The organism is Brachybacterium sacelli, from assembly GCF_017876545.1.
GTDB lineage: Bacteria > Actinomycetota > Actinomycetes > Actinomycetales > Dermabacteraceae > Brachybacterium > Brachybacterium sacelli.
Genome location: NZ_JAGIOD010000002.1, coordinates 599,747 through 615,774 on the forward strand (window position 1 = coordinate 599,747; position 16,028 = coordinate 615,774).

Here is a 16,028-nt window from a genome sequence, read left to right on the forward strand (position 1 = left end):
CTCAGCGGGAGGCGTCGCGCTCTGACGACGGGATGTCGGCCTCGGTCGGATCGCCTGCCTCGGTCTCGCTCGATGCGATCTCGTGCGACTCGTCCCCGTCGATCCCCGCCGCCTTCGCCCCGGCCTGGTCCACCTCGGCCGCCTCCGCACCGGTGACGACCTTCGGTCGCCTCCGCTCACCGCGGGTGAGGAACAGGGCGACCGCGCGCCAGCCGAGCATGCCGACGGCGGTGATGATCGCGGTGGTGATGATGAACGACACCTCAGTGCCGGCGGCGAAGAGCGTGCGGATCGCCATGGTGGCCGCCAGCGTGATCGCCCACACGAACAGGCCGTGCGGCCAGATCCGGAAGGGCGCGTTCCACGCCCGGATCGCGAGATGGCCCAGCAGCACGCCGAGGGCGAACGGCCACCCGACCAGGACGATGTTCTCCGAGGTCAGCGGCGTGCCATGCTGCAGGAAGCCGATCGTGACGAAGAGGATGACGACCAACAGGTCGCCGACCAGGGCACCCAGGGAACGGAACATCGCCCTAGGCTACGTCCGGCAACCGGTGCACGCTCCCAGCCGCCGCCGAGCCTGTGAAGGGTGCCACGTTCGCGACGGGGCGAGGAGTCCGGCCGGTCTGGACGGTGGGCGCGCGGATCCTCGGGGCCGAGCCCGAACTACCATGGGGGCCATGCCTGAGACCTCTGCTCCGACCACGGCCCCTGTCGCGCTGCCCGTGCCGCGCGACGGCATCGTGGGCGCCGCTCCCTATGGCGCCCCGCAGCTCCAGGTCGAGCATGCGCTCAACGTCAACGAGAACCCCTACGGGCCCTCTGCGGAACTGGCCGCGGCGATCGGCAGCGCCGCCGCCGAGGCGGCCGCCGGCCTGAACCGCTATCCGGACCGCGAGGTGCTCGCACTGCGCGCCGACCTCGGCGACTATCTCGCCGCCGAGTCCGGCGTCCCCGCTCCTGCCCCCGAGGCGGTGTGGGCCGCCAACGGGTCCAACGAGGTCATGCACCAGCTGCTGCTGGCCTACGGAGGGCCCGGACGCACCGCGCTGGGGTTCGCCCCCCACTACTCCATGTACCCCGAGTACGCGCGCGACACCTACACCGGGTGGGAGATCGCCGCACGGGGCCCGGCCCCCGAGTTCACGCTGACCGCGCAGGCCGTCACCGAGGCGATCGCCGCGCACCGGCCGAACATCGTGGTGCTGACCAGCCCGAACAACCCCACCGGCACCGCGCTCACGCTCGACGTGGTCGAGGCCGCTGCGAGCGCCCTGGCCGGGACCGGTGGCCTGCTCGTGGTCGACGAGGCCTACGGCGAGTTCCGCCGCGACGGCGTGCCCAGCGCGCTGACCCTCCTGGAGACCCACCCGAATCTCGTGGTCACCCGCACCATGTCCAAGGCCTTCGCCCTCGCCGGGGCGCGCCTGGGATATCTGGTGGCCCACCCTGCGATCGTCGACACCGTGCGGGTGGTGCGCCTGCCGTACCACCTCTCGGCCGTCACCCAGGCCGTCGCCCGCACCGCTCTCGCCCACCGGGAGGAGCTGCTGGGGAAGGTCGCGCTGCTGCGGACCGAGCGCGACGCCCTGGCCGAGCACCTGGCCGGGCGCGGCCACGCCGTCGCGCCGTCCGACGCGAACTTCATCCTGTTCCGCACGTTCGCGGACCGTGACGCCGTGTTCGAGGATCTCCTCGAGCGCAGCGTGCTCGTCCGGGCCGTCGGCCCGGACGGATGGCTCCGCGTGTCCGTCGGCACGCCCGAGAACAACGCCGCATTCCGCTCCGCCCTCGAGGAGGCCGACCCCCGATGACCGCTGCCGATCCCACCGCCGTCCCCGTGCGACCGTCGCGTCGGGCGAGCATCGCCCGCACCACCCGTGAGTCCTCCGTCGAGGTCACCGTCGATGTCGACGGCACCGGCCAGGTGGACGTCTCGACCTCCGTGCCGTTCTTCGACCACATGCTCACGGCCCTGGGGACCCACGCCCGCTTCGACCTGACCGTGAGGGCGAGTGGTGACACCGAGATCGACGCCCACCACACCGTCGAGGACACCGCGATCGTGCTCGGCCAGGCGCTGCGGGAGGCGCTCGGCGACAAGAAGGGCATCGCTCGCTTCGGCGACGCCCTAGTGCCGCTGGACGAGTCGCTGGCCCAGGCCGTCGTGGACCTCTCCGGGCGCCCCTACTGCGTGCACACCGGTGAGAGCGAGGCGCAGGCCCTGCACCTCATCGGCGGTCACTTCACCGGCTCGCTGACCCGTCACGTCTTCGAGTCCCTCGCCCACCATGCCGCGATCTGCCTGCACATCCGGCTGATCGACGGGCGCGATCCCCACCACGTCGTCGAGGCCCAGTTCAAGGCGCTCGCCCGCGCGCTGCGCGCCGCCTGCGCCTACGACGACCGGGTGCTGGACGTGCCCTCCACGAAGGGAGCGCTGTGAGCACCTCCGACCCCCGTGACCCGCACCGGGATCCCCCCGAGGGACCCGACGACGGGCAGGATCCCGGCCGGCCCGCCGACGACATCGACGCCGAGTTCGCCCGCCTCACCGAGGGGCTGTCCCTCGACGACGCCCCGTTGACCGTCGAGGACGTGCTCACCGACGGGACCGAGGACGAGCAGGAGCCCACCATCGCCGTGGTCGCGACCTCCGTCGCCTCGGCCACGGCGCTCGCCGGCGCGATCCGCCTGGGCCGGGAGGCCCGCACCGACGGGATCGACATCCCCACCGGCAGCCGCACCCTCGACACCCGCACCGGCGCGATCGCCGTCGGCGCGCTGACCGAGACGGCTGCCCACGATCTCGCGGCCATCGCCTCGGCCGCTCTGCAGCGCAACGGCATCGTGCTGTTCTGGCGCCGCGGCGACCGCATGACCGCCTCCCGCTATCGCAACGGTCAGCGCGGAGAGGACATCTCGCCCGCGATCGTGCTCGGCGCGGTCGACGACCTGGTCGAGGAGCTGCTGCTCGGCGCGACGGACCTGGGGGAGCTCGACGAGGGCATCGACCCCTCGACGATCACGCGTGCCGAGGCGCTGTCTTGGATCGCCGGGAAGGGGAAGAACAAGTGAGCGCGGAGGCCACCGCCCCGCGCGTCGTCGTCCTGGACCACGGATCAGGCAACGTCCGCTCCGTGGTGCGCGCCCTCGAGGCCGCCGGGGCCGAGGTCGAACTCACCGCGGACCGGAAGTCGGCGCTGGCCGCCGACGGTCTCGTGGTCCCCGGCGTCGGGGCGTTCGCTTCCACCTGCGAACAGGTCCTCGCCGTCGGCGGGGACCGCCTCATCGAGCGCCGCCTGGCCGGCGGGCTGCCCGTTCTCGGGATCTGCGTCGGCCTGCAGATCCTGTTCGACGCGGGCACCGAGCACGGCGTGCGCAGCGCGGGACTGGGCCAGTGGCCCGGCGAGATCACCCGGCTCGAGGCGTCCGTCGTGCCCCACATGGGCTGGAACACCGTCGAGGCGCCGACGGAGACACGGCTGTTCGCGGGCATCGAGGAGGAGCGCTTCTACTTCGTCCACTCCTACGCCGCCCGCACCTGGGAGATGGAGCCGATCGGCTCCCTGCCCGCGCCGCTGGTGACCTGGGCCGAGCACGACGGCGACCGCTTCATCGCGGCCGTCGAGAACGCCGCGCTGACCGCGACCCAGTTCCACCCCGAGAAGTCCGGTGAGGCCGGGGCGGCGCTGCTGTCCAACTGGCTGCGCACCCTCCCGCGCCGCGGCACCGCGGCGGGAGCGGCGGAGGGCCTCGAGGAGCCGGTGCGATGATCTACGCCTTCCTCCTGCTGTTCGCCGGCGGCATGGTCCTCGGCGGCGCCTGGTCCTTCTACCGCTCCCGGAAGCCCTGGTGGGCGGTCGCGGGCATGGCCCTGGCCGGTCTCGCCTGCGTGGCCGTGTCGATCTGGAGGCTCCAGAGCGGCTGACCTCGTCGGCCCTGCGCCGCCCCCCGGCAGCGCGCATGACCGTCCCACCGGCCGCCTACAGGCCCGGCCATCGGCCGCCGCATCGATCCCTCCCGAGCCTCGTCCCACCGAACCCGCCCGACTCCTCGATCCCCCTTGCGGGCATCGACCCCGTTCCACCCCGCCGCCAGGAGGCACCCCATGACCGCTCCCGTGCTCGAGCTGCTCCCCGCCGTCGACGTGCAGTCCGGCCAGGCCGTCCGCCTGGTGCAGGGTGAGGCGGGCTCCGAGACCGCCTACGGCGCACCTCTGGACGCCGCCGTCACCTTCCAGGAGGGCGGGGCGAACTGGCTCCACCTCGTCGACCTCGACGCGGCCTTCGGACGCGGATCCAATGCCGGCCTGCTGGCCGAGGTCGTCGCCGCCGTCGACATGAACGTCGAGCTCTCCGGCGGCATCCGCGACGACGAGTCCCTCACGGCCGCACTGGCCACCGGGTGCCGTCGGGTCAACCTCGGCACCGCTGCGCTGGAGAACCCCGAGTGGACCGCGGAGATCATCGCCGAGCACGGAGACCGGATCGCCGTCGGCCTCGACGTGCGCGGATCCACCCTGGCCGCCCGAGGCTGGACCCGCGAGGGCGGCGACCTCTGGGAGACCCTGGAGCGCCTCGACGAGGCCGGCTGCCAGCGCTACGTGGTCACCGACGTCACCAAGGACGGCACGCTGCGCGGCCCCAACGTCGACCTGCTGCGCGAAGTGTGCTCGCGCACCGACGCCGCGGTCGTCGCCTCCGGCGGCATCTCCTCGCTCGAGGATCTGCGCGCCCTGCGCGAGCTGGTTCCCGAAGGCGTCGAGGGTGCGATAGTCGGCAAGGCCCTGTACGCCCGGGCCTTCACGATGGGCGAGGCGTTGGACGTCGCGGGGCGGCCGTGACCGAGGGGCCTGGGCGCCCGCAGGACGCCGAGGGGGCCGGCGGGGTGACCGGGGCCGAGGCGGAAGGCAGGGCCGGTGGAGTCAGCGGAGAGACCGGGGCCGACCTCGCAAGCGGGGCCGACGCAGCGGGCAGCGCCGACGCAGCGGGCAGCGCCGACGCAGCGGGCAGCGCCGACGAGATGCACCGGCCAGAGGGCACTGACCGCTCCGCGCGCGTCGAGCAGGCGCATCGCGCGCTGCCCGCCCACTTCCGCGAGAAGTCCCCGCTGACCGACACCGCCGGCGTGCCCTGGGCAGGGCGGGACTACACCGTCAGTCCCTTCCCGGGCGATGACGGTTCCGCGCCACCCGAGCTGGCTCGGGCGCTGAGCGCTCACCGCGGTGGCGAGGACCCGCACCGTCAGGCCCTGGTGGCGGCCCTCGCCGCCGGCCGGGTGCTGGTGCCGATCATGGCGGTCGCCACCGGGACCGACACCACGGCGCACGGGGTGACCGGCGACAACGGGGCCGACATGGCGATGGTCTCGATCACCGCGCCAGACGGGTCGACGGTGCTGCCGATCTTCACCTCCGTCGCGCAGCTGGCAGCGTGGCGCACCGACGCCCGTCCGGTGCCCGTGGTGGCGCCCCAGGCGGCGCAGGCGGCCGTGCAGGAAGCGTGCACCGCTCTGCTGGTCGACGCCGCGACCGCAGAGGACGAGGGTGGCCCGATCCTGCTGCCCCGCTCGGTGCTGTGGGCGCTGGCGCAGGGGCGGGAGTGGATCCCGCCCCATCTCGACCTCGAGCTCGTCGGGGTGCTGAGCCGCCTGGCCGAAGCGACGGACCAGGTGGCGGAGCTCGCCGCCCGGGCGGGGGAGCGCAGCGAGATCGACCTCCACCTGCGGCTGGCCCCGGGACTCACCAAGGGCCAGGTCCGCGCGGTGGTCGACGAGGTCTCCGCGCGCCTCGGCGCCGAACCGCTGGTCGCCGAACGCATCAGCTCGCTGCGACTCGTCCTGGGGTCCTGACCGGTTCGAGCGACAGGAGCGCCCGCGACGGCGGGGGATGGGCCGCGGGCGCGGGCGTCGGGTGCGTCAGGAGACGCGGCCGGTGTACTTCTCTCCGGGGGCCTCTCCCGGGGCGTCCGGGAAGGGGAGCGCCTCGGCGAAGGCGAGCTGCAAGGAGCGCAGTCCGTCGCGCAGCGAACGAGCGTGCTCGTTGCCGATCTCGGGAGCGGCGGCGGTCACCAGACCGGCCAGCGAGGTGATCAGCTTCCGCGCCTCGGCGAGGTCCTGGTACTGACCGGTCTCCTCGTCCTCGGCCAGACCGACCTTCACCGCGGCGGCGCTCATCAGGTGCACGCAGGCCGAGGTGATGATCTCGACCGCCGCGACCTCGGAGATGTCGCGCAGCGCCTCGGCGGAGTCCTCGGCCTGGCCTGTGATGTCGTGGTCGTGCGTGACGTTCATGGAAGTCCTTCGTGCTCAGGGGTGCGTGGTCACCGGCGGTGACCACGGCGGGAACAGGTGATGGCCGCTCGTGCGACGGTCGGTCGTGCCGTGATGCCGGGCTCAGCCGCCCAGCGGGAGGATGCCGTCGCCGGCGGAGGCGTTCTCGGCGAAGTCGATCTCCACCTCGGCCGGCTCGGAACCGATCGGGACGTCGTAGACGAGGTGGAAGGTGGCGCTCTCGCCGGGTCCGACGGTGCCATAGGCCTTGCCCTCGCCGATGTGCTTGCGCGAGGCGTCGGAATCGGTCTCGTAGGTCTCGCCGTCGGCGGTCCGCAGCGTCTCGTGGCCGTCGATCGAGACCGTGGCGTCGGTGGCGTTGTCCACCTCGAGGGTGACGACGACGAACTCGCCCTCTGCCTCGACGGCCCCGGCACCCGCGTCGCCGACCGACTGCACGCCCGGCTCGGTGCTCACCTCCCGGACGGTCACCTCTCCGATCGCGACCTCGCCGGCGGCGCTGTCGCCACCGTCCGCGGTGGCCTCGGGGGCTGCGCCCTCGGAGGGATCGGGACTCAGCGCGCGATAGGCGAGGATGCTGCCACCGATGGCGACGACCAGGATCAGCGCTGCGACCACGGCGAGGGAGGCGATCAGCACGCGAGGTCGACGGGAGTCGGGATCCGCCTCGGTCTTCGGGGCGGGGCGACGATTAGGCCGCGCCGGGCGCGGGGGAGGCGTCGGGAACCCCTCGGGCACCGGCCGCAGCACGGCGCGCGGTGCCGTGCCGGGGCGCAGGCCCGTCTCCGGGTGCAGGCCGGACGCCGGAGGCGTGCTGGTGCGGGGACCCTGGCCCGGGGCGTTGCCGGCAGCGACGCTGTCGGCGTCCTCGACGATGCCGTGGTCGGCGACGCCCTCGGGCGTGGCGCCGGAATCGGCTCCGCGGCCGGGATCGGGGTCGGTGGCGTAGCCGGCGCCGGTGCTTCCCGGGGGAACCGGATACGCCCCGTCGGTTCCCGTCGGCGGCGTCTCCTCGTTTCCCGCCGGCGGCGGCGCCCCGTATCCGTACTCCTGGGTGGCCCCCGATGACGCACCGGGCCCGCCTGACCTGGACGGATCCGAAGCATCGGCCGCCGAGGGGGACGATCCGTCACGCGGATCGGGCTCCCCGGAAGTGTCGCGGTCGATACCCACCCGATCTCCTCGCTGGTCGCAGCACGTGGACGCGACGCACATCACCTGGACTGCGCGGACGCTCCTGCTAGGATAGACGACTGGAACAGGTCGAAACCCTCGTCACGTCGTTCCTCAAGTGGAGTCCCTTCCCACCTCGCAGCAACCAGCTCGCGCTTCCGGGCCGAGCGAACCGCAGCCGGGTCAGTATCGCCGTCGGGCCATCGTGCCCGATCGTCGGGCCGCAGTGCCCGACAGACGCTCCGGCGCCCGGCACCTTGGGGCCTCCGCATGAAGCGGGGGCCTTCGTCGTGTCCGACTCGAACCAAGGTGAGGAGCCAACATCAGCGAACAGCGCATCAACGGTCAGATCAGGGTCCCCAAGGTCCTGCTGGTCGGGCCCGCCGGCGAACAGGTCGGCGAGGTCCGTGTCGAGGACGCCCTGCGTCTCGCCGCGGAAGCAGATCTCGACCTCGTCGAGGTCGCACCCGGCGCGAACCCGCCGGTCGCCCGCCTCATGGATTACGGCAAGTACAAGTACGAAGCCAACCTGAAGGCCCGCGAGTCGCGGAAGAACCAGGCGAACACGGTCCAGAAGGAAATCCGGATGGGCCTGAAGATTGACACCCACGACTACGAGACCAAGCGCCGCAATGTTGAGAAGTTCCTGGACGGCGGCGACAAGGTCAAGGTCATCATCCGCTTCCGCGGGCGTGAGCAGTCCCGTCCCGAGCGGGGCGTGAAGCTGCTGCAGCGTATGGCCGAGGACGTCGCCGAGTACGGCTTCGTCGAGTCCCATCCGCGGCAGGACGGCCGCAACATGGTGATGGTCTTCGGGCCTCACAAGAAGAAGGCCCAGGCCATGGCCGAGGCCCGCAAGCGCAAGACTGACGCCGAGAAGGCTGCCGCCCGGAACAAGGACGACTCGTCCGACTCCGCGGCCGATGCCGGCTCCGGCACCGAGTCCTGAACGTACGAAGGAGAACAGGCACATGCCGAAGAACAAGACCCATTCGGGGACCAAGAAGCGCGTCCGCGTGACCGGCTCGGGCAAGCTCATGCGGGAGAAGGCGAACGCTCGTCACCTCCTGGAGCACAAGTCCTCCTCGCGCAAGCGCCGTCTCGGCAGCGACACCTCTGTCGACAAGGCCGACGTCAAGCGCATGAAGAAGCTGCTGGGCCGCTGATCGCCCACGCGGGAGCACGCCTCCCGCGCCCCTGAACTTACGATCGAAGGAGTATCACGTGGCACGCGTGAAGCGGGCGGTCAACGCCCAGAAGAAGCGTCGGGAGATCCTCGAGCAGGCCAGCGGTTACCGTGGCCAGCGCTCTCGTCTGTACCGCAAGGCGAAGGAGCAGGTCCTTCACTCGCAGACCTACAACTACCGTGACCGCAAGAAGCGCAAGGGCGACTTCCGTCAGCTCTGGATCCAGCGCATCAACGCCGCCTCGCGCGCCAACGGACTCACCTACAACCGCCTCATCCAGGGCCTCGGCCTCGCGGGTGTCGAGGTCGATCGTCGCATGCTCGCCGAGCTCGCGGTCAACGACGCCCCGGCGTTCGCCGCCCTGGTCGAGGTCGCCAAGAACGCCCTCCCCAAGGACGTCAACGCGCCGGCAGCCTGACATCGCGTCGCACCACGCGATGACCGAGCGCCCGGATCAGTCGCCGATCACCTCCCCCCGCTCCGAGCGGGTGCGGACGGTGGCGGCACTGGCCGGGCGCTCCGCGCGTCGCAAGCTCAGCCGGTTCCGCATCGAGGGACCGCAGGCGGTCCGCTCCCTGCTCAGGGACCGCCCTGATCTGGCGCTCGAACTCTTCGTCACCGCCCGCGCCGCGGCGGACCACCCCGAGCTGGCCGATCTCGCCGGGGCCGCGAGCGTCCCCGTGCACGAGGTCGAGGACCGCATCCTGCGTGCCATGGTCCGCGAGAGCGGCGACGGCGGCGAGGCCCCCGACGGCGCCGGAGCGCTGGTCAGCCCGCAGGGAGTGCTCGCTGTGGGCACCCTTCCCGCGCCCGACCCGTCCTTGGCCCTCACCGCGGTCAGGGACCTCCCATCGCTGCAGCCCGTGATGGTTCTCGTGCTGCACGAGGTGCGCGATCCCGGCAACGTCGGGACCCTGATCCGCACCGCCGACGCCGCGGGCGCCGATCTCGTGGTGCTCACCCGCACCAGCGCCGACCCCTACGGGCCGAAGGCAGTGCGCGCCTCGGTGGGCAGCCTGTTCCACCTCCCCGTCCTCACCGGTGCCGACGGCTCCGAGATGCTCGCGGCACTCGCCGATGCCGACATCACCGCGGCCGCCACCAGTGGCTACGCGCAGGCCGAGCTGTTCACCGCCGACCTTCCCGAACGTATCGCCTGGATCCTGGGCAACGAGGCCCGCGGCCTGGATAGGGCCACCCTGGACGCGGCGCCGCTGTCGGTCCGCATCCCGCTCGCAGGGCGCGCGGAGTCCCTGAACGTCCACACCGCGGCGACGGTCTGCCTGTTCGAGTCCCTGCGACGTCGGCAGGCGGGGGCATGAGCAGAGGCGGGAGCATGAGCAGTCGCGCCCTCCGGATCGGCGCTCTCGCCCTCCCCTTCCTGCTGGTCCTGACCCTCGCGAGCGCCCTCATCGGTCTGCTCGCCACCGGGGCCGCCCGACCTGCGACCCTCGTTCCCGCGTCGCCCCTGGTCACCTGGGGGACGCCCGTCGTGCGCGCCCTGCATCATCTCGGGCTGCTGCTCGCCGTCGGGGCCGGCGGCACCGCCGTCCTGCTCCTGCCCGGGCCGTCCCGTCGCGAGGTGACGACGCTGGATCCGGTGCGCCGCCGCACGGTGCGGCTCGGCGCGGCCGGTGCCCTGCTGTGGGCCGCGGCCTCGGTGACGCTGGTCCCGTTGGGCGGTCTCGAAGCGGCCGGGGCGGACTCGGGCCTGAACGTGTGGGACATCGCGCTGGGCGGGGACCTCGGCCGGGTGCAGCTGATCATCGGCATCGCGGCGGCGCTGTCCGCCCTCGCCTATGCGCTCGCCCGCTCTACCGTCCTGGCCTGCTGGGGTCTGGCCTTCGCCGGGATCGGCGTCGCCTCCCTGGGCCTGGCCGGTCACGCCGGCGCGAGCCTTGACCACGTCAACGCCGTCAACGCGATGGTGCTCCATCTGCTCGCCGTCTCCGTCTGGGTGGGCGGGCTGCTGCTGATCGGTCTGATCGCCCCGTGGCTCGGCGACGAGCGACTGTCGACGACGGTGCACCGCTTCTCCCCCTGGGCGCTGGCCGCGGTCGCCTCGCTCGCGATCAGTGGCCTGCTCAGCGCCTCGATCCGGATGTCCACCTGGGGCGAGCTGCTGACCACCGGCTACGGCCGCGTGGTGCTGGCCAAGGCCGTCGGCCTGATCACGCTGGCTTGCCTCGGAGCCGTGCAGCGGCGCCGGCTCGACGACCGGCTGCGCTTCCGCCACCTGGCCGCGACCGAGGGCGTGGTGATGGCGGCGGTGATCGGCGCCTCGATCGCGCTGGGCCGTTCCGCGCCGCCGGTGCCGCAGGAGATCCCTGCCGAGGGCGACCTGAGGATCCTGTCGCTGGTCGGGTACCTGGCGCCGGAGCAGGAGTTCGGCCCCAGCACGATGTTCACGCTGTTCCAGCCCGACTGGATCGCGCTGGCGCTGGCCGCGTCCCTGGCCGCTCTGTACGTGACCGGCGTGGTGCGGCTGGCCCGTCGCGGGGACTCCTGGCAGTGGCACCGTACGCTCGCCTTCGTGCTGGGCTGTGTGGCCCTCGCCTGGGTGACGAGCGGGGGAGCGGCCGCCTGGGGTCGGTTCCGCTTCGACGCCCACATGGTCCAGCACATGGCGATGATGATGATCGTGCCCCCGCTGTGGGTGCTCGGCGGGCCCGTCACCCTGCTCTCGCGGGCCGTCGCCCCGCGCACCGACGGCTCCCGCGGGATCCGGGAATGGGTGCTCGCGGGCCTCCACTCCCGCTACTCGCGGCTGGTCTCCTCGCCGCCGGTGGCCGGCCTCCTGTTCGCCGGATCCCTGGTGGTCTTCTACTTCTCGCCGCTGTTCGAGGCCGCGATGTACACCCACGTCGGCCATGTGCTGATGGTGGTGCACTTCTTGGCCACGGGCTACCTGTTCGCCTGGGTGCTGATCGGGGTGGATCCGTCCCCCAGGCCGATCAACCCGATACTGAAGCTGATCACACTGCTGGTCACCCTCGCCTTCCACGCCTTCTTCGGGGTGGCGCTGGTGTCCGCGACCTGGTTGATCGCCCCGGACTGGTACGGGGAGCTCGGGATGTACTCGGCCGAGCAGCTCCAGCTGATCCAGGTCCGCGGCGGATCGATCATGTGGGCGGTCTCCGAGATCCCCACCCTCGGCTACGCGATCCTGATGGCCACGATGTGGATGCAGTCCGAGGACCGTCACGCCCGCCAGTACGACCGCAAGGCCGACCGCGACGGTGGGGCCGAGCTCGAGGCCTACAACGCCTATCTCGCGCGGCTGCGGGGAGAGGTACCGCCGACTGCGGAGGCTCCGCGGTCCGGGCAGGGGGCGCAGGCTGCCGCAGGTTCTCCGACGGTCGCCGTCCAGCAGGACGCGCAGGACCAGACGGATCCGTCCGTGACCCCCGACCAGCAGGGTGAGAAGGACCCCACGGACCCACCCGCGTGACCTGCTCCAGGGCAGCGCCGTGCCAGACGTGAACGGCCGGGGATCGGCCCCGGGGACGAGACGCCGACGCGCTGATCGGGTCCCGTAGGCAGGTCAGAACGGCGGCGGCTTCTCGGGCGGATGGAGCTCGCCGCCGCGGCCGATCCACCATCCGGCCTCGCCATCGGGCCCGGCGGCCTCGTCACCGGGGGAGAGTCCCCGTTCCTGGACCTCGCGTCGTCCTCGCGCGCTCTCCTCGCGCATCCGTCGCCTGGTCTCGAACTGCTCCCAGGCGGCGGTCATCTCCGCGATGACCTGATCGGTGGCGAGGTCGCGTGCGTCCTCCTGCATCGTCATGAGCATCCCCGACACGTCCCACCAAGTCTTCCCGGCCGGGTCATCGCGCACGGGATCGAGCAGGCCCAGGGTCTTGAGCCGGTGGTGCTCGCGGCAGAGGTCGTGCAGGTTCTCCACCGCGGTCCGCCCGCCGGTGGACGGGTCCTCGTGGTCGAACTCCTCGAGGTGGTCCGTCTCCGCCAGCCACGAGGTGGGTCGGTTGCAGCCCGGCACGGCGCAGACGGGATGGCGAAGGCGGAGGTGCTCCAGCTGCTCGGCGCTCGGACGGTAGCGATCCGCAGCGAGGGGCAGGAAGCGGCCGGAGGTCGGGTCGGTGAGCACCCTGTACCAGGTGCTCTCGCGCCCGGCGAGGTCGCGCGCCATCGCAGCCGGGATCGGCGTGGTGCCGTCGAGCACGCCGGGAGCGTCGGATTCCCCGAGCAGCGTCATGAACGGGACGGTCACGTTCACGCGGAACCGGGTGGTGGGCACCTCGACCCCGTCGGTGTCGAGAACGGCGCCCATCAGCACCGTGTAGCGGGTCCCGGAGATCGTCGGGACCTCCCCGGTGCTCTCGATGACGCCCCCGGGGTCCGCGGGCAGCGGGGTGCCGTCCTCCAGGGCGGCCAGCTGGGAGTTCTTCACGGCGTGCGCGGCCTGATCGAGACGACGGCTGAGATCCAGCACCTCGGGGATGGGACCGATGACGCGCAGGCAGCCGGTGCCATCAGGGCGCGGCGGATCGAGGACCACGCGGCGTCGGGCCTCGGGCGATGCGTGCTCCGGGAGCGCGCTGTGGGAGGTCGCCGCGGTGATCAGGTGGCCCAGGCGGAGGGAGAAGGCCTCGGGGCTCACGGCGAGGTCCGCCAGCGTGAGCGCCTCGTCGACCTCCCGCACGGCATCGTCCTCGAGATCCCCGGTGCGCTCGAGAAGTCGCTCGAACCACGCCACCGGGAAGTCCCCCTCGCCTAATCGCTCGAGGCTGCGGTGGAGGAGGACCCCGACACGGTGCGATTCGCGGATCATGCGGGCGGCCTGCACCCTCGTGCAACGCAGGGCGAGGGAGACGTGCAGCTCGTCCATGGCGGCGCCGTCCCTGTCGAGCTCGGGACCCAGCGGATCCTGCGAGGACTCGATCACGACGCGGTATCGCTCGGCGAGACGGCAGGAGTCCTGCCTGCCGCTGTCCCACAGCTCCGCCAGCTTCTGCGCCGTGTGCGGGGAGCGGTCCAGGCCGGCTCGGCGGACGCTGTTGCGGGAGATCGCCGCACGGCGTCGCGTGCGCGCCACGGCCTTCTCCCGCGCTGCATCCGCCTCGGGACCGGCAGGCGCGAGGAGGAACGGGGCCGAGCTGTCGTCGAACTCGCCCATCGCCTCTCGCCTCCTCGCAGTCCTCGGCGGGAGCTGCCCCGCCGCCTCGTCGAATATGTGACCTATTCTACCGCGAGGGGTGTGACGACTGAGCGATTGTGGAAAACCCGTCACGGGTTCTGACCTGCTGCGACAGGCGATCGAACACCTGGACGATCGGCGCGGCGCATACATATCCGCCGCAGGGAGGGTGAGGTGCTGACCGACCCGACGTCGTACGGCGGCGGTCGCGCTTCTGCGACCGCCGCCGTACGACAGCAGGCGTGCTCATCAGGAGCGAGGTCCCTGAGCCCTCGCATTCATCGGGCCCCTCACAGCCATTCGCCGCGAGCGGCCTCCTTCTCGGCGCCGATCGTGGTGTCGGGGCCGTGGCCCGTGTGCACCACCGTGTCCTCCGGCAGTGCGAAGAGGCGCTCGCGGACCGACTGCTCGATCGTCTCGCGCGAGGAGAAGGAGCGTCCGGTGGCCCCGGGTCCGCCCTGGAACAGCGTGTCCCCGCTGAACACCGCGCCGAGCTCCGCGACGTAGTAGCAGGTGGAGCCGGGGGAGTGGCCAGGGGTGTGCAGGGCCTCGAGGTCCACGCCGGCGATGGTGAACATGTCGCCGTCGGTGACGTCGCCGTCCCAGGGGAGATCACCGTGGGTGAGCTGCCAGACCTCGCGATCGGCGGGGTTCAGCAGGATCGGCGCCTCGAGCGCCTCGGAGAGCTCTGGGGCCATCCGGACGTGGTCGTCATGCGCGTGGGTCAGCAGGATGCCGACGCACTCGCGCTCTCCCACCAGGTCACGGACCGTCGACACGTCGTGCGGGGCGTCGAACACGACGCACTGCTCGTCATCGCCGAGCACCCACACGTTGTTGTCGACCTCATGGGTCTCCCCGTCGAGGCTGAACGTGCCGGAGGTGGTGGCGTGGTCCAGGCGAGCGCTCATCGGCCGACCACCGCCACGGTGCGCAGGGTGTCGCCCTCGTGGAGGGAGTCCAGGGCCGCGTCGACCCCGGGCAGGTCGGTGCGTCCGGTGACGAAGCGGTCCAGCGGCAGACGGCCCTGCAGGAACAGGTCCGTGAGGTAGGGGAAGTCGCGCTCGGGCAGGCAGTCTCCGTACCAGGAGGACTTCAGCGCGCCGCCCCGGCCGAACACGTCCAGCAGCGGCAGCGTGATCTCCACGTCCGGCCGCGGGACCCCGACCAGCACGACGCGACCGGCGAGGTCCCGCGCGTAGAACGCGGTCTCGTAGGTCTGCGGGATGCCGACGGCGTCGACGACGAGGTCCGCGCCGTTGCCGCCGGTGAGCTCCTGGACCTTCGTGGCGACCTGCTGCGGGGAGAGGTCCTTGGTGGCCAGGGTGTGGGTGGCGCCGAGCTCCTCGGCGGCCGCGAGCTTCTTCTCGTCCACGTCCAGACCGATGATCGTGGTGGCGCCGGCGAGCTCCGCTCCGGCGATCGCCGCGCAGCCCACGCCGCCCAGGCCGATCACCGCGATGGACTCCCCGCGCTGGACGGCACCGGTGTTAAGCGCGGCGCCGATGCCGGCCATGACGCCGCAGCCGAGCAGTCCGACGACCTCTGCCGGGGCCTCCGGCGAGACCTTGGTGCACTGGCCCTCGTGGACCAGCGTCCTCTCGGCGAAGGAGCCGATGCCCAGCGCCGCCGTCAGCTCGGTGCCGTCGCTCAGCGTCATGGGCTTCGACGCGTTGTGGGTGGCGAAGCAGTACTGCTGCACACCCTTCTTGCAGGCACGGCACTCGCCGCACACGGCGCGCCAGTTCAGCACGACGTAGTCGCCGACTTCCACATGGGTGACGTTCTCGCCGACCACGGAGACGCGGCCGGCGGACTCGTGGCCCAGCAGGAAGGGGAACTCGTCATTGATGCCGCCGTCGCGATAGGCGAGATCGGTGTGGCAGACGCCGGTGGCCTCGATGTCGACGACGACATCGTTCGGCCCCGGGTCCGGCACGACGATGTCGACCAGTTCGGCGGGCTGCTTCTCGGCGTGGGCGACGACGCCCTTCACGGTCCAGGACATGCTGGCCTCCTTCGAGGTCGGGGTTCCCGGTCAGCCTATCCGTGAGCGGTGGTGCGGTGCCCGTCGTCGGCCGGGATCCGGGGCGGCGCGAGCGGTGGCCGCGGGCCCGCTGCAGGCATGGCCGTCGTCCGGGCCCCGGGGCTCCTAGAATGGTCCGCGGTGCCCGCCTTCCGGTGCCCGCGCACCCGTGACCACTGAGGACCTCAGC

18 protein-coding genes are annotated in these 16,028 nt (G+C 72.1%); 12 read left to right on the forward strand and 6 right to left on the reverse strand.

Annotated elements, in window-relative coordinates:
- Window position 1 precedes the first annotated feature (1 nt).
- Window positions 2-529 carry a DUF3054 domain-containing protein gene (locus JOF43_RS16945; RefSeq protein ID WP_209904189.1) on the reverse strand — a complete coding sequence of 176 codons (528 nt, stop codon included), beginning with the start codon at window positions 527-529 and terminating at the stop codon, window positions 2-4.
- 151 nt (window positions 530-680) lie between these two features.
- Here JOF43_RS16945 and JOF43_RS16950 point away from each other — a divergent pair, with 151 nt between their 5' ends.
- The 7 genes from JOF43_RS16950 (at window position 681) to JOF43_RS16980 (ending at window position 5,853) form a co-directional block, all read left to right on the forward strand.
- Complete coding sequence (locus tag JOF43_RS16950; protein ID WP_209904191.1) at window positions 681-1,814, forward strand: histidinol-phosphate transaminase; 1,134 nt, start codon at window positions 681-683, stop codon at window positions 1,812-1,814.
- On the forward strand, window positions 1,811-2,446 hold the full coding sequence (hisB, locus tag JOF43_RS16955; protein WP_209904193.1) for an imidazoleglycerol-phosphate dehydratase HisB: 636 nt from the start codon (window positions 1,811-1,813) through the stop codon (window positions 2,444-2,446). The genes JOF43_RS16950 and hisB overlap by 4 nt, the downstream gene beginning before the upstream one ends.
- On the forward strand, window positions 2,443-3,078 hold the full coding sequence (locus JOF43_RS16960; RefSeq protein ID WP_245354588.1) for a hypothetical protein: 636 nt from the start codon (window positions 2,443-2,445) through the stop codon (window positions 3,076-3,078). Before hisB ends, JOF43_RS16960 begins: the two co-directional genes overlap by 4 nt.
- On the forward strand, window positions 3,075-3,776 hold the full coding sequence (hisH, locus tag JOF43_RS16965) for an imidazole glycerol phosphate synthase subunit HisH (protein WP_209904194.1): 702 nt from the start codon (window positions 3,075-3,077) through the stop codon (window positions 3,774-3,776). Before JOF43_RS16960 ends, hisH begins: the two co-directional genes overlap by 4 nt.
- Window positions 3,773-3,931, forward strand: a complete 159-nt coding sequence (locus JOF43_RS16970) for a hypothetical protein (RefSeq protein WP_209904196.1) — start codon at window positions 3,773-3,775, stop codon at window positions 3,929-3,931. The genes hisH and JOF43_RS16970 overlap by 4 nt, the downstream gene beginning before the upstream one ends.
- Window positions 3,932-4,111: 180 nt before the next feature.
- Entirely contained in the window at window positions 4,112-4,846 is a 735-nt protein-coding gene (gene priA, locus JOF43_RS16975) for a bifunctional 1-(5-phosphoribosyl)-5-((5-phosphoribosylamino)methylideneamino)imidazole-4-carboxamide isomerase/phosphoribosylanthranilate isomerase PriA (protein ID WP_209904197.1), read from the forward strand.
- Window positions 4,843-5,853: an SseB family protein gene (locus JOF43_RS16980; RefSeq protein ID WP_342592221.1), complete on the forward strand. Its 1,011-nt coding sequence runs from the start codon at window positions 4,843-4,845 to the stop codon at window positions 5,851-5,853. The genes priA and JOF43_RS16980 overlap by 4 nt, the downstream gene beginning before the upstream one ends.
- Window positions 5,854-5,919: 66 nt before the next feature.
- Here JOF43_RS16980 and JOF43_RS16985 read toward each other — a convergent pair whose 3' ends face one another.
- Window positions 5,920-6,294 carry a DUF1844 domain-containing protein gene (locus JOF43_RS16985; protein WP_209904199.1) on the reverse strand — a complete coding sequence of 125 codons (375 nt, stop codon included), beginning with the start codon at window positions 6,292-6,294 and terminating at the stop codon, window positions 5,920-5,922.
- A 102-nt stretch (window positions 6,295-6,396) separates the two neighbouring features.
- Complete coding sequence (locus tag JOF43_RS16990; protein WP_209904201.1) at window positions 6,397-7,467, reverse strand: DUF4352 domain-containing protein; 1,071 nt, start codon at window positions 7,465-7,467, stop codon at window positions 6,397-6,399.
- 370 nt (window positions 7,468-7,837) lie between these two features.
- Here JOF43_RS16990 and infC point away from each other — a divergent pair, with 370 nt between their 5' ends.
- Genes infC through JOF43_RS17015 form a run of 5 tightly spaced genes read left to right on the forward strand, consistent with a single transcriptional unit; the run spans window position 7,838 to window position 12,105 of the window.
- Window positions 7,838-8,416, forward strand: coding sequence for a translation initiation factor IF-3 (gene infC / locus JOF43_RS16995; RefSeq protein WP_245354758.1), 579 nt, complete (start codon window positions 7,838-7,840; stop codon window positions 8,414-8,416).
- Window positions 8,417-8,438: 22 nt separating this feature from the next.
- Complete coding sequence (gene rpmI, locus JOF43_RS17000) at window positions 8,439-8,633, forward strand: 50S ribosomal protein L35 (protein ID WP_209904202.1); 195 nt, start codon at window positions 8,439-8,441, stop codon at window positions 8,631-8,633.
- A 58-nt stretch (window positions 8,634-8,691) separates the two neighbouring features.
- Window positions 8,692-9,072, forward strand: a complete 381-nt coding sequence (gene rplT, locus JOF43_RS17005) for a 50S ribosomal protein L20 (protein ID WP_209904204.1) — start codon at window positions 8,692-8,694, stop codon at window positions 9,070-9,072.
- A 19-nt stretch (window positions 9,073-9,091) separates the two neighbouring features.
- Window positions 9,092-9,976, forward strand: a complete 885-nt coding sequence (locus JOF43_RS17010; protein WP_209904206.1) for a TrmH family RNA methyltransferase — start codon at window positions 9,092-9,094, stop codon at window positions 9,974-9,976.
- A gap of 14 nt (window positions 9,977-9,990) precedes the next feature.
- Complete coding sequence (locus JOF43_RS17015; RefSeq protein WP_209904208.1) at window positions 9,991-12,105, forward strand: bifunctional copper resistance protein CopD/cytochrome c oxidase assembly protein; 2,115 nt, start codon at window positions 9,991-9,993, stop codon at window positions 12,103-12,105.
- A gap of 93 nt (window positions 12,106-12,198) precedes the next feature.
- Here JOF43_RS17015 and JOF43_RS17020 read toward each other — a convergent pair whose 3' ends face one another.
- The 3 genes from JOF43_RS17020 to JOF43_RS17030 all read right to left on the reverse strand — a co-directional run bounded on the left by JOF43_RS17020 (window position 12,199) and on the right by JOF43_RS17030 (window position 15,820).
- Window positions 12,199-13,791, reverse strand: a complete 1,593-nt coding sequence (locus JOF43_RS17020) for an HNH endonuclease signature motif containing protein (protein ID WP_209904209.1) — start codon at window positions 13,789-13,791, stop codon at window positions 12,199-12,201.
- A 311-nt stretch (window positions 13,792-14,102) separates the two neighbouring features.
- Entirely contained in the window at window positions 14,103-14,723 is a 621-nt protein-coding gene (locus tag JOF43_RS17025; protein WP_209904211.1) for an MBL fold metallo-hydrolase, read from the reverse strand.
- Entirely contained in the window at window positions 14,720-15,820 is a 1,101-nt protein-coding gene (locus tag JOF43_RS17030) for an S-(hydroxymethyl)mycothiol dehydrogenase (protein ID WP_209904213.1), read from the reverse strand. Before JOF43_RS17030 ends, JOF43_RS17025 begins: the two co-directional genes overlap by 4 nt.
- Window positions 15,821-16,028 lie beyond the last annotated feature (208 nt).